The sequence below is a fragment of the Actinomyces sp. W5033 genome, from assembly GCF_051303165.1.
The window spans coordinates 60,394-72,881 of the sequence record NZ_JBPPGD010000005.1 but is presented as its reverse complement, the minus strand read 5'-3'; the positions used below and the strand labels follow the sequence as shown (position 1 = coordinate 72,881).

Genomic DNA, 12,488 nt, shown 5'->3' with positions numbered 1-12,488 from the left:
GAGATGCCCTACCGGGTCGTCACCTCCGTGCAAACGTCGCGACCTGCTGGGCTGGATGCCTTGTACCAGCGGTCCTACGAGAACGTTCTGAGGATGCGAGCCCCCCGCAAGGCGCAGGCTCCTGGCAGGAAGCCGCCCACCGCCTGACCTCGACACGTCCCGCCCGCCCATGAAACCTCATCGTCTCATCCGGACGATATGGCCAGTCCGGCGCTCCTCGTCGGGCCGAGACAGCCAGCCCGGTCCTGACTCGTCCTCCTCCCCCGGCGCAGACGTCGGCGGGCGGCTGTTTCGCCCTCACACGCCTGAGGGCGCCCAAGAGCCCACCTGGACACTCACATGCTCGGTCCCTGAGCTGGTGCAGCGCGCGGAGTTCCAGAGCGCTGTCTACTCCGCCCGGCCACTGTGGCTAAGACGCCTGGTGCAGACGGTGAGCTTCATCGACGACAGCACGATGAAGCGTTCGATGAGCATCGACCTTCGAGGCCGCGCCCTCACGAGCCTGCTGGACAGGTACACCTTTGGCCAGGACTCGATCTTCATTCCGGTGCTCACCGGCATGGTTCCTGGACCTATTCTCGACATCGACGCCTCCTCCTGCGCCCGGCAGAGTCTCAACGTCGCGCGACGTCACGAGAACATCGAGGCCACGACGCTCCAGGTCGTCGGCGCCATCTGGACGAGTCTTGATGACCAGCAGCGAGTCCGGGACGACCAGCCATGGATCGAGGCCTTGGCTCTGTCCGTCCACCACTTCCTCACCTACCGGCCGCAGACGCGTGAGCAGCTGGTGGCACGGCTCATCGGCGAACGGGCCGCGCTGGCGTTCCACGAGTACGACGAGCACAGCTCCCAGCCGGCCGGGGAGAGCGATCGATCACAGACCTCGGACGATGACCGGTCTCCGGCAGGCTCGCGTACCCCGTCGGCTCAGTACCGACGCCAGCTCCTTGGCCTCGTGCGCCAGGACGCTGACGCAGCACTGTGTGAGGCTCCGCAACCGGTCCTCGACATGCTGCTGTTCGGCATCTTGGACCAGGGCGGGGGTGAGGTCAGCACCTCCACCTACTCCTTCCTCAACGAGATCGAGGCGCAGAAGAACCGTTACACGCTGCACCTGGTCTACGTGCCCGGCAAGGACTCCCAGGACAACGTCCTCGACGACGTCATCAAGGTCGTGTGGCTTGACAAGTACGCACCGCCCCGCCCCGCGATAGACTCGCACAAGCGACGGCAACGCAAACCCTGGCTCATTGACTTCTGGCCATTACCGAAGAGCTACGCGGTCCCGGTCCCGCTGTTCAACGACGGCTCCACCACCGTCGCCACCCATCTGAGGGTCCTCGCCCCCGAGGACATGACCCTCGGGAGGATCTCCGTTGCGCGCGGGGGTCTGCTGCACAAGGAGCGCGAGGAGGACAGGCTGCTCCTGCACCACTGGCCACAGCCGTCCTCCCAGTCATCTCCCCAGCCGCCTCCCCCCTCACCCACCCTCTCGAACGCTCCTCACGAGCCCGTCGTGGAGCTCATCACCAACGCGCACCAGGCCGAGGTCCTGCGCCACCACCGTCGCACCCACGCACCCGAGGAACGCCCTGAGGACCAACGAGGCGACGTCTGGACAGAGTGGCAGGTCTTAGTCAGCCTGAACCCGAGGAGGAGGTACTTTCTCGCCCCCGCCTTGGTCAATCTCCTGCTCACACTCGCGCTCATCATCGGTATCCACGCGACGACACGCCACCCTTGCCGCCCGAACGACCATGTCACCCTGCTCATCGGGATCATCCTGCCTGCGCTGACGCTCAACCTGGCCATCCCACGCGAGCATGCGCTTATCACGGCAACTCAGTCACTCGGCCGGACGCTCGCCTTCACCGCCAGCGCGGTCTCAGCGATGTACGCCATATCGATCTCGTTCCGCCTCCCGGACTGCGTGCACGAGCCCTTGTTCTGGGTCGCTGCGGTCCTGCTGGGGCTCTCGATCGCCTATCTTCTCACCCGTATCACGCTCATCGAGTGCTCCACCATCGAGGCCTTCCGCCTTCGCCACAACCTCAGGAACCTCGGCCCAACCGACTCGCAGAGAGATGATGTTCCTCAATACTCCTGTCTCGGGCGGGGGCTCAGGGCCGAGTTGTGGTTGCTGGGGCTCGGTGAACTGGCCCTGCGAGCCGTGGGAGCCTCGGCCCCCACCCCGTCCTCTCTCGACCGGATCGCAGGCTGGTGGGACAAGGCCGTCACGGCCTCCACGGTAGAGCGCGCCACGCGCACCGGCCTGTGCTGACCGCTCCTGTGCCGCCTCATGAGGCCTTGGCCAGGGCCTGTCTCCAGGCCATCGGCTTGCCCATGTGCAGCAGGCCCCGGTCGTAGACGCGGGCACCGAGGAGGATGACGACGACCGTCGTGGCCACCAGCAGCGCTACCGAGAGCACCGGCTCCCACCAGGCGACACCGCCCAGGAAGATGCGCACCGGCAGCGCGATGGGCGAGCTGAAGGGGATGTAGCTGAGGACCGTCATGAAGGTCTCGTTCGAGCCGCCGAAGGCGACCCCGAGGTACGGCAGCATGACCAGCCAGGTCATGGGCTGCAGGACGGTCTGGAGGTCCTCGTTGCGCGAGACCAGGGCCGCCCCGGCGGCGAACATGGAGGCCATCATGACGAAGCCGATGATGAACAGCGGGATGAACCACAGCACCGGTCCCACCAGGTCCCCGGCGGGCAGGACCTCGTCGTTGATGGCCAGGCCCAGCAGCACCGCCCCGGCGGTCAGCACGATCTGGACCAGCGCCGCCAGCGAGTTGCCCAGGATCTTGCCGGTGAGCAGGGCCGTGGAGCTGATGGAGGCCAGGAGGATCTCGACGATGCGCGTCTCCTTCTCCTCGACCACCGACTGGGCGATGGACATGCCGAAGCCGATGGTGGCGGTCATCCACACCATGGCGAAGCCCAGGGGCAGCAGGTAGCGGATCGCCGGGTTGGGGGCGTTGGGGTCGAGCAGCTCCACGGCTGGGGAGACCGACAGCCCCTGGACCAGTGCCTCCGGCAGGTCGCTGAGCGCGAGGACCTTCAAGCCCACGGGGCTGTCCTCGTCGGGCACGACGGCGGCGTCGGCGCTTCCGTCCACGACCGCCTGCCGGGCGGCCTCGGCGTCGGCAACCTGCGTGACCTCGATGTCGGGCACGGCCCCGAGGGCGACGGCCTCGCTGGGCGCCGCGGCCACGGTGTCCGGTCCGCCCCCGACGATGTCACCGAGCCTGGGGCCCAGAACCACGACGAGAAGCATGAGCAGCACCGTGATGACGGTCGAGATGATGAAGGCCTTCGACAGGAAACGGGCCTTGATCTCACGGCGCGCGACGACGGCGACCGTGGTCTGGAAGCTGGGTCGGGTGCTCACTTGGTCATCTCCTTGTAGGTCTCGTGCAGGGAGCGGGTCACGCGCCGGAAGACCGTGACGGTGCCGCGCTGGAGCGCCTCCGCCAGGACCCGGTTGGCGGCGCCGGCGTCGTGGGCCCTAAAGCGCACGTAGCCGCCGTCGTACTCGAGCACCTCGGTGCCGGTGTCCCCCACCCACCCGGTGTCCGATCCGGTCTCCATCTCCCACTCGTTCGTGGTGGACGCCTCCAGCAGCTCGGTGCGGGTGCCCGCGGCCCGGATCTCGCCCTCGCGGATGATGACGAGCCGGTCGCACAGGCGCTCGACGACGTCGAGCTGGTGGGAGGAGAACAGCACGGGGGCTCCCTGGGCGGCGTACTCGCGCAGCACCTGGACGGTGGCGTCCACGGACTCGGGGTCGAGCCCGGAGAAGGGCTCGTCGAGGATGAGGGCCGCGGGACGGTGGACGAGGGCGGCCGCAATCTGCACGCGCTGCTGGTTGCCCAGGGACAGGGACTCCAGGGTGTCGGTCGGCTCTCCCTTGAGCTGGAGGCGCTCGAGCAGCTCCAGGGCGTGGCTGTGGGCGTCCGCGGCCTCCATCCCGTGCAGCCGAGCGAGGTAGACGAGCTGGTCGATGACCTTCATCTTGGGGTACAGGCCCCGCTCCTCGGGCATGTAGCCGATGGCGGCGCGCTGGTCTGCGGTGATGGGCTCGCCGTCGACGAGCACCTGCCCGTCCTGCGCCGCCAGCACCCCGAGGATGATGCGCATGGCGGTGGTCTTGCCGGCACCGTTGCCGCCGACGAAACCGGTCATCATGCCGGGGTGGATGTCGAAGGAGACGTCCTTAAGGACGTGCTTGTCACCGAAGAACCGGTGGACGTTGCGGACGCTGATCATGCCTCCAGGCTAGGCGGGCGCCCCAGTCCTCCGCCTCCCGCGGCAGGGCGAGCCTCGCTCTCCCCCGCACGGGGGATCAGCCGGTCACGCCGTGCCTGAAGGCCCAGATGACGGCGGCCACCCGGTCGCGCAGGCCGAGCTTGGCCAGGATGTTGGACACGTGCGTCTTGACGGTCTCGGTGCTCACGTACAGCTCGGCGGCGATCTCCGCGTTCGTCAGCCCACGTGCCAGGCACCGCAGGGTGTCCAGCTCGCGCTCCGTGAGCAGGTCACCCGCCGGGGTGCCGGCCGCGGAGCCGGACCGGGGGGTGCCGGCGTAGCGGGTGAGGACCCGGCGGGTGACCTCGGGCATGAGCAGCGCGTCGCCGCGTCCGAGCACCTGGACGGCCTCGATGAGCTTCTCCGCCTCGGCGGTCTTGAGCAGGAATCCGCTGGCTCCGGCGTCCAGGGTCTCGAAGAGGAAGTCGTCACGGTCGAAGGTGGTGAGGATGAGCACGGCGGCACGGCACCCGCGGGCGACGAGCTCGCGGGTGGCGGCGATGCCGTCCATGACGGGCATCTGCACGTCCATGCAGATGACGTCGGGGTCCAGCCGGGTGGCCTGGGCCAGGGCCTCGGCGCCGTTGACCGCCTCCCCCACCACCTCCAGGCCCGGCTCGCTGTCCAGGATGGTGCGGAAGCCGGCCCGGATGAGCTGCTGGTCGTCCACGAGCAGCACCCGGGTCATGCCGGTACCTCCTGCGGGGCCAGGGCGTCCGCCACCGGTATCCGGGCGCGCACGCGGAAGCCGCCGCGGGGCTTGGTGCCCACCTCCAGGGTTCCGCCGACGGCGGCAACCCGCTCGCGCATGCCGACCAGCCCCGTACCGGTCCCGGGCACGGGGCTGTGACCACCGTAGCCGTCGTCGGAGACCTCGAGCTCGACCAGCTCGGGGCGCACCCGCAGGCGCACCGCCACGCTCGCGCCGGCTCCCGCGTGCTTGGCCGCGTTGGTCAGGCCCTCCTGCGCCACCCGGTAGAGGACCAGCCCGATGACGGGGCTGACCCGCACCGCCCCACCGATGTGCTCGAAGGTGGTCCGGGTACCGCTCAGGCGGGCCTGCTCCACCAGCTGGGGGATGTCGTCGACGGTGGGCGGCGCCTCCTCCTGGCCGTCGCTGCGCAGGGTGAGCACCAGGGTGCGAAGCTCGGCCACGGCCTGGCGGGCTGCGGACTCGATCTGCCGGAGCGGGACGGCGGCCTCCAGGGAGCCGTGCCGCTGAGGGTCGCGCTCCAGCAGGCGCCGGGCGGCCGCGGCCTGGACGGACATGGTGGTGACATGGTGGGCGACGACGTCGTGCAGCTCGCGGGAGATGCGCAGCCGCTCCTGCCCGACGGCGGCGTCCACGAGCTCGGCACGCAGCTCGCGGATGTCGGTGTAGGCCCGCTCCAGCTCGGCTCTGGCCACGGCCCGCGCCCACTCGCGGTCACCGAAGACCCAGGCCGCGGCAAAGAAGGCGGTGTTGATGAAGAGCTGGAAGACGAGCAGCGCCAGGAGCTGACGCACGGGCACGGCCTGAGCCGTCCCGAGGAGCCCGAGGTAGCGGTGGAGGACGACGGCCACGAGCCACGCCCCCATACCCAGGCAGATGAGGGCACGCACCTGCGTGGCGCGCCGACGCTGGGAGGACCAGGCGCCGATGGAGAAGAAGGAGAGGAACAGCAGCACCTGGGAGGTGGTGAGGTCGAACCCCGTGAGGGTGCCGAGAACCGCGTAGGCGACCGACTGTGTCACCCCGACGACGAGCGGGTGCCGGCGTCGCCAGGCCAAGGGCAGCGCGAGCAGCGCGCTGCCGAGCACCTGCCAGGCCGCGTCCTGCTGGAACTGGGAGACCCCGCCGGCGGAGGACAGCCAGGCCATGAAACCGCCGAGCGCCGCCAGCAGCGCCGCGGTGCGGGCATCGGCACGCCGGTAGCCGGAGGGAAGAGGGCGGTCCTTGAGCACAGGGGTCTGCGGCCCGGTCGCACGAGCGGCGCCCTGGCCACCCGTCGCCGGGCCGGTCATCCGCGCCCGGAGTAGTTGGGGGCCTCGACCGTCATCTGCACGTCGTGCGGGTGGGACTCCTTGAGCCCGGCCGCGGTGATGCGCACGAAGCGCCCGTTGGCCTTGAGATCGCTGATCGTGCGGGCGCCGACGTAGAACATCGACTGGTGCAGGCCACCGACGAGCTGGTAGACGACGTCGGCCAGGGAACCGGAGAAGGGGACCTGTCCCTCGATGCCCTCGGGAACGATCTTGGAGTCGCTGGACACGTCGGCCTGGAAGTAGCGGTCCTTGGAGTAGGAGCGGCGTCCGCGCGAGCTCATGGCGCCCAGGGAGCCCATGCCGCGGTAGCGCTTCCACTGCTTGCCGTTGACGAAGACGAGGTCCCCCGGGGACTCGGTGCAGCCAGCGAGCAGTGAGCCGAGCATGACGGTGTCCGCACCGGCGACCATGGCCTTGGCGATGTCACCGGAGTACTGCAGGCCGCCGTCGGCGATGAGGGGCACCCCGGCGGGGGTGCAGGCGCGAGCGGCCTCGTAGACGGCCGTGACCTGGGGAACGCCGACGCCGGCGACGACGCGGGTGGTGCAGATCGAGCCCGGGCCGACCCCGACCTTGACGGCGTCCACGCCGGCGTCGATAAGCGCCTGGGCGCCCTCACGGGTGGCAACGTTGCCGCCGATGACCTCGATGCCGGCGAAGCCGGAGTCGTTCTTGATCCGGGAGATCATGTCCAGGGCGAGGCGGGCGCCGCCGTTGGCGGTGTCAACGACGAGCACATCGACCCCAGCCTCGGCCAGGGCGCCGGCTCGCTCCCACGTGTCGCCCCAGTAGCCGACGGCGGCGCCGACGACGAGGCGGCCCTCGGCGTCCTTGGTGGCGTTGGGGTACTGCTCGGTCTTGACGAAGTCCTTGACCGTGATGAGGCCGGTGAGACGGCCCTCGGCATCGACGAGGGGCAGCTTCTCGATGCGGTGCTCGGCGAGCAGGGCCTTGGCGTCCTCGCGGGAGATGCCGGTGGGTCCCGTGATGAGGCGCTCGCGCGGGGTCATGCAGTCGCGCACACGCAGCTCGGTCCAGGCCGAGGGGGGCACGAAGCGCAGGTCGCGGTTGGTGATGATGCCCAGGAGGTTGCCCGCCTCATCGACCACCGGCAGGCCGGAGACCTTGTAGTGGCCGCACAGCTCGTCGAGCTGGGCGATGGTGGCCTCCGGGGTGATGGTCACGGGGTCGGAGACCATGCCGGACTCTGAGCGCTTGACCCGGCGCACCTGCTGCGCCTGGTCCTCGATGGACAGGTTGCGGTGCAGGATGCCGATGCCGCCCTGCCGGGCCATGGCGATGGCCATACCGGACTCGGTGACGGTGTCCATGGCCGCGGACAGCAGCGGCGTGGACAGGCTGATCTTCTTGGTCAGGCGGGAGGTCGTGTCAACCTCGGAGGGGATGACGTCGGTGAGCCTCGGCAGGAGGAGGACGTCGTCGTAAGTCAGGCCGGTGGGTGCGAAGAGGTCAGAGTTGGTGATCGAGTCGCTCACCCTCCGCATGGTAGGTCGGCGCCGTCGGCGGATGCACCCCGCGGCTGCGTCATCATCCTCACGCGTCCTGATGCCAGCAGGTCCTGCGCCGGGCAGGCACCGGGACGGCGGACGCGTCTGGGCGGGCAGCGCGAACCGCTATGTGTCAGTCGTTGCCACACGGGCGCATGGGGCCATGCTGGTCCCCCAAGCGGGGAAATGGCTCCATTTCAACGTTTTTCTTTGGACTTCCGGCACACTCCGGGCATAATGCGTGGTGGGCCGCGATGCGGGCATGGCCGCCCGACCTCCGCGTCACGTCATAAGAGCGGGGAGGAGTCACGGCATGCCAGAGCAGTCGCTCCGTCCCGGGGCCGCGGGCACGGGGTGGGAGTGGCGTTACGAGGGCGCGTGCACGGGCATGGACTCCTCCGTCTTCTTCCACCCCGAGGGCGAGCGAGGCAGCTCGCGCCGCCGTCGCGACGACGGCGCGAAGGCCGTGTGCGCCACCTGCCCGGTCATCATCCGCTGCCGTGAGCACGCGCTGGCGGCGCACGAGCCCTACGGGGTGTGGGGCGGGATGACGGAGGAGGAGCGACGGGCAGCGCTCAGCCGCGGTCCTCGCTCCTGAGCACCCGGACCTGCCCTGCGGCCCGTCGCCTCCAGCGCCTCGCGGCACCCCGCGACACACCACGGCAAGGAGTGCGCGAGCAAGAAAGCCACAGGGGGGGGGGGGGGCCCCCCCGTACCCCCACCACCCCCTGCCGCGTTCCGCCCAGCCGGTGGGGACTGGGCGGAACGGCTGTCTCACTTGGTGACGACGGCGAGGACGTCGCGGGCGGAGAGGATGAGGTAGTCCTCGCCGGCGTACTTGACCTCAGTGCCTCCGTACTTGGAGTAGATGACGAGGTCGCCCTCGGCGACATCGACCGGGATGCGCTTGCCGGAGTCGTCAACGCGGCCCGGGCCCACGGCCACGACCTTGCCCTCCTGCGGCTTCTCCTTGGCGGTGTCCGGGATGACCAGGCCGGAGGCGGTGGTCTGCTCGGCCTCGACCGTCTGGACGACGATGCGGTCCTCGAGCGGCTTGATGGAGATCGCCATGGCGTCCTCCCCTTCTCGCTTCTTCAGCGTCCTTCGCGCAGCGCGCGTCGTGTATGTGGTGTGCACGCCCTCAGTGAGGCGGGCCGCCGTCGCGGGGGCCGGCCCGTCAGCGCCGGGGGCGCGGGCCGCGGCACCGGGTCCCCGGCGCCGCGTCTGGCGTCGAATCTACGCGCGGCGTTAGCACTCAGTCAACGTGAGTGCCAGGTCCCGGTCCTGGGTTCGCCAACGGCGTCACGGCTCCAGCGCCCCCGGCACGGTGCTGCCGCGTCCAGGCAACAGCCTCCTCCACGCCGCCGCGTGTCCCGCCGGGCACCGGCTCACGCCCGCTGAGCACGTCCCAGCCGGCCTTGAGCGCTGCGGCACGCTCACGCAGCCACGAGCGCGCCCAGGCCGCCCGGTCCGCCCGCGCGCGCGTGTCCGCCACGCCCTCGGCGTCGATCCCAGCCGCGCGGCACAGGGCCACGGCCCGGGGCGTGTGGAAGTCCTGGGTGACGAGCAGCGCCCGCTCCACCCCAAAGACCTCGTGCGCACGCACACAGGTGTCGTGGGTGTCGTAGCCGTGGGGGTCGAGGACGACGGCCTCGGACGGCACCCCTGCGGCGACGAGGTAGCCGCGCATCGCCCCGGGCTCGTCATGGGAGTGACCGCCCCCGGCACCGGAGACGAGCAGGGCGTCCACACGGCCCGTGCGGTAGAGCTCGGCGGCGACGTCGAGCCGGTAGGACAGCCACGGCGAGGGCCTGCCCGACTCGTGCACCCGGGCGCCCAGCACGATGGCGACCGGCGCGGTGGCCTCGTCGGCCCGGCTGCCGGCGTCCTGAAGGTGCCCTGCGCTGGCGGCCCAGACCCATGCGTTGGCGCCCGCCGTCAGGAGCACGCACGCCGCCAGGAGGACGGCCGCAGCCCGCCCCGCCAGCGCCGCCTCGCACCGGCGCCCACGCCTCGCACCACAGGTGCCTGCGCCTCCTGTCACCGCACCGTCCCCCTCCTGCCGCGCAGGTGGCGGCCGCCCCAACCTATCGCCACCTCGCTCACGCCCAGGCCCTCGGGGCGCTGCGCCGTGCCCGGCCGTGGGAGGATCACGGGGTGAAGGACACGTCGCAGGCAGCCGCCCTCGCCCCGCTGCTCACCCCCGAGGGCTGGGCCCTGCTCAACAGCCTGCCCCCCTACGAGGAGTCTGAGGCCCTGCGGCTCGGGGAGGTGCTGCGTGCCGAAGGTCACGACCCCGCGCTCGTGGCGGCGGCCCTGACCCAGCAGCGTCTGCGCTCACGCGCGGCCTCCAAGTTCGGCGACTTCGCCCAGCAGATGCTCTTCACCCACGACGGCCTGGAGCAGGCCACGCGTCTGGCGGTCTGCGCCCACCACGCAGCCCGCTACGCCCGGGCCGGGGTGAGCCGGGTGGCGGACCTGGGCTGCGGGATCGGCGGGGACGCCCTCGCCCTGGCGGGCCTGGGCCTGGACGTGCTCGCCGTCGAGCGCGACGAGCCGACGGCGGCCCTGGCCACCGTCAACCTCATGCCCTTCGAGCGCGCCCAGGTCCGGTGCGCGGACGCCCTCACCATTGACCTGGAGGCCGAGGGCGTGGACGCGGTGTTCGCTGACCCGGCCCGGCGCGCCAACGGCCGGCGCCTGAGTGACCCCGAGCAGTGGTCACCACGGCTGAGCCAGGTGCTGGCCCTGCGTGAGCACGTCGAGGCCGTGGGCGTCAAGGTCGCACCCGGCATCGACCACGCGCTTCTGCCCGCGTCCAGCCACGTCCAGTGGGCGTCGGTCGCCGGCGAGGTCGTCGAGGCAGCCATCTGGTGCGGCCCGCTGGCCCCCGAGGGACCCGGGCGATCCGCCCTTCTCCTGTCCCCCACGCCCGACGGCGAGCTGCGACCCCACCGGCTGGTGGACCCGGCCTGCTCGGACCCCTCCGAGGAGCCCGAGCAGCTCGAGCCGGTGGACGGAGCCGACCACCTGGGCGAGTACCTCATGGAGCCCGACGGCGCGGTCATCCGGGCGGGCCTCGTCGCCGAGGTCGCCCGCCGCACAGGCTCACGCCCGGTGGGAGCCCGCATCGCCTACCTCACCGGAGACACGCCGCCCGAGCCCGCCCTCGCCCCCTTCCTCACCTGCTGGCGGGTGCGTGAGGTGCTTCCGCTGCACCTGCGCCACCTCAGGGCGCGGGTGCGTGAGCGGGGCATCGGCCGCCTGGAGATCCACAAGCGCGGGGTGGACGTGTCCCCCGACGCGCTGAGGGCCTCGCTGCGTCCGACCGGTGCCGCCGGTGAGACCTGGGTGCTCACTCGCATCGGCCAACGTGCCCGGGCCCGCGGCGCCGCGGGCGGCGCGAGCCCGTCCCGGGGCGCCGTGCTCGTCGTCGAGCCGGTCTCCCCTGGACGCTGAGCCCGCAGGACAGCCCCCGGGCCGGCAAGGGGCGGCCCCGCTGCCCTGTCAGTGGGCGATGATGACGTCCAGGGGCATGCCCGAGTCAGGGGCGAAGTCCATGGGACTGGGCGCCACGCCCGCGCGCACGGCGGCGCTGCCGAGGGCGGCGATCTGGGCGCCGTTGTCCGTGCAGTAGCGCAGCGGCGGCACCCGCAGGGTGATCCCCGCAGCCCGGCAACGCTCGGCAGCCAGCGAGCGCACCCGCGAGTTGGCGGAGAACCCGCCCCCGATGACGAGGGTGTCCACCTCCTGGTCCACACACGCCTGGACAGCCTTGGCGGTGAGGGAGTCGTTGACGGCCTCGGAGAAGCCGGCGCACACGTCCGCCCGCGGCACCTCGAGGCCCTGGTCCTCAAGGGACTCGACGTAGCGGGCCACAGCCGTCTTGAGGCCGGAGAAGGAGAAGTCGTAGCGGTGGCGCTCCTTGTCCTTGCCTGCGGCCAGGCCGCGCGGGAAACGGATCGCCGTGCGGTCACCCTCCTGGGACAGGCGGTCCACGTGCGGCCCGCCGGGGTAGGGCAGGCCGAGCAGCCGGCCGACCTTGTCAAAGGCCTCACCCGCGGCGTCGTCAAGGGTCCCGCCCAGCTCGACGACGTCGGTGGCGATGTCGCGCACGGCAAGGAGGTTGGAGTGGCCTCCGGAGACGATGAGGCCGACGAAGCGCTCGGGCAGGGGCCCGTCAACGAGCTCATCGACGGCAAGGTGCCCGATGACGTGGTTGACGCCGTACAGGGGCTTGCCGGTGGCGGCCGCCAGTGCCTTGGCGGCACTGATGCCAACCGTGAGTGATCCGATGAGGCCGGGCCCAGCACACACGGCGATGGCGTCCACCTCTGACAGGTCCACACCGGCGCGGTCAAGCGCAGCGTCCAGCGTGGGCAGGAAGGACTCCAGGTGGGCGCGCGAGGCGATCTCCGGGATGATGCCGCCAAAGCGGGCGTACTCGTCCATAGAGGTGGCGACGACGTCGCCAAGCAGCTCGCGCCCACGCACGAGGGCCACGCCCGTCTCGTCGCAGGTGGACTCGATTCCCAGGACCAGTGCTTCACTCACGGCCACCAGCCTAGCGGCCCGGGCACCGGGCCTGGACCGCCAGGGCCCTGGACCACCCGGGCCCTCACCACACCCGTCGCGTCCCG

General features: G+C 71.1%; 11 protein-coding genes. 3 read left to right on the top strand and 8 right to left on the bottom strand.

Going from position 1 to position 12,488, the window contains the following annotated elements; all coding sequences use genetic code 11:
- The first annotated feature begins 358 nt into the window (after positions 1–358).
- The gene (locus ACSJJR_RS04695) at positions 359–2,284 is read left to right on the top strand and encodes a hypothetical protein (protein WP_435942326.1); all 1,926 of its coding nucleotides are present in this window, start codon (positions 359–361) and stop codon (positions 2,282–2,284) included.
- A 16-nt stretch (positions 2,285–2,300) separates the two neighbouring features.
- Here ACSJJR_RS04695 and ACSJJR_RS04690 read toward each other — a convergent pair whose 3' ends face one another.
- The 5 genes from ACSJJR_RS04690 to guaB all read right to left on the bottom strand — a co-directional run bounded on the left by ACSJJR_RS04690 (position 2,301) and on the right by guaB (position 7,845).
- Complete coding sequence (locus ACSJJR_RS04690; protein ID WP_435942325.1) at positions 2,301–3,398, bottom strand: ABC transporter permease; 1,098 nt, start codon at positions 3,396–3,398, stop codon at positions 2,301–2,303.
- Positions 3,395–4,276: an ABC transporter ATP-binding protein gene (locus tag ACSJJR_RS04685; protein WP_435942324.1), complete on the bottom strand. Its 882-nt coding sequence runs from the start codon at positions 4,274–4,276 to the stop codon at positions 3,395–3,397. Before ACSJJR_RS04685 ends, ACSJJR_RS04690 begins: the two co-directional genes overlap by 4 nt.
- 76 nt (positions 4,277–4,352) lie before the next feature.
- Positions 4,353–5,003, bottom strand: a complete 651-nt coding sequence (locus tag ACSJJR_RS04680) for a response regulator (RefSeq protein WP_435942323.1) — start codon at positions 5,001–5,003, stop codon at positions 4,353–4,355.
- Positions 5,000–6,319, bottom strand: a complete 1,320-nt coding sequence (locus tag ACSJJR_RS04675) for a sensor histidine kinase (protein ID WP_435942322.1) — start codon at positions 6,317–6,319, stop codon at positions 5,000–5,002. The genes ACSJJR_RS04680 and ACSJJR_RS04675 overlap by 4 nt, the downstream gene beginning before the upstream one ends.
- Positions 6,316–7,845: an IMP dehydrogenase gene (guaB, locus tag ACSJJR_RS04670; protein WP_435942321.1), complete on the bottom strand. Its 1,530-nt coding sequence runs from the start codon at positions 7,843–7,845 to the stop codon at positions 6,316–6,318. The genes ACSJJR_RS04675 and guaB overlap by 4 nt, the downstream gene beginning before the upstream one ends.
- Before the next feature lie 316 nt (positions 7,846–8,161).
- Here guaB and ACSJJR_RS04665 point away from each other — a divergent pair, with 316 nt between their 5' ends.
- The gene (locus ACSJJR_RS04665) at positions 8,162–8,446 is read left to right on the top strand and encodes a WhiB family transcriptional regulator (RefSeq protein ID WP_435942320.1); all 285 of its coding nucleotides are present in this window, start codon (positions 8,162–8,164) and stop codon (positions 8,444–8,446) included.
- A gap of 176 nt (positions 8,447–8,622) precedes the next feature.
- On the opposite strand, the gene groES is transcribed toward ACSJJR_RS04665, so the two are convergent.
- Both groES and ACSJJR_RS04655 read right to left on the bottom strand, forming a co-directional pair.
- Complete coding sequence (groES, locus tag ACSJJR_RS04660; protein WP_166855989.1) at positions 8,623–8,919, bottom strand: co-chaperone GroES; 297 nt, start codon at positions 8,917–8,919, stop codon at positions 8,623–8,625.
- A gap of 184 nt (positions 8,920–9,103) precedes the next feature.
- A complete protein-coding gene (locus ACSJJR_RS04655) occupies positions 9,104–9,796 on the bottom strand; it encodes a SanA/YdcF family protein (protein WP_435942319.1) in 693 nt (230 codons plus the stop codon).
- A 209-nt stretch (positions 9,797–10,005) separates the two neighbouring features.
- On the opposite strand from ACSJJR_RS04655, the gene ACSJJR_RS04650 reads away from it, so the two are divergent.
- Entirely contained in the window at positions 10,006–11,307 is a 1,302-nt protein-coding gene (locus tag ACSJJR_RS04650) for a class I SAM-dependent methyltransferase (RefSeq protein WP_435942318.1), read from the top strand.
- A gap of 48 nt (positions 11,308–11,355) precedes the next feature.
- Here the strand turns inward: ACSJJR_RS04650 and tsaD are convergent, their stop codons facing one another.
- Positions 11,356–12,402, bottom strand: coding sequence for a tRNA (adenosine(37)-N6)-threonylcarbamoyltransferase complex transferase subunit TsaD (gene tsaD, locus ACSJJR_RS04645; RefSeq protein WP_435942317.1), 1,047 nt, complete (start codon positions 12,400–12,402; stop codon positions 11,356–11,358).
- Between the last annotated feature and the right edge of the window lie 86 nt (positions 12,403–12,488).

Bases quoted from the DNA above. Each gene is read 5' to 3' on its own strand.
- ACSJJR_RS04675 (WP_435942322.1), bottom strand. From the start codon at position 6,319: ATGACCGGCCCGGCGACGGGTGGCCAGGGCGCCGCTCGTGCGACCGGG.
- groES (WP_166855989.1), bottom strand. From the start codon at position 8,919: ATGGCGATCTCCATCAAGCCGCTCGAGGACCGCATCGTCGTCCAGACG.
- guaB (WP_435942321.1), bottom strand. From the start codon at position 7,845: ATGCGGAGGGTGAGCGACTCGATCACCAACTCTGACCTCTTCGCACCC.
- ACSJJR_RS04685 (WP_435942324.1), bottom strand. From the start codon at position 4,276: ATGATCAGCGTCCGCAACGTCCACCGGTTCTTCGGTGACAAGCACGTC.
- ACSJJR_RS04665 (WP_435942320.1), top strand. From the start codon at position 8,162: ATGCCAGAGCAGTCGCTCCGTCCCGGGGCCGCGGGCACGGGGTGGGAG.
- ACSJJR_RS04680 (WP_435942323.1), bottom strand. From the start codon at position 5,003: ATGACCCGGGTGCTGCTCGTGGACGACCAGCAGCTCATCCGGGCCGGC.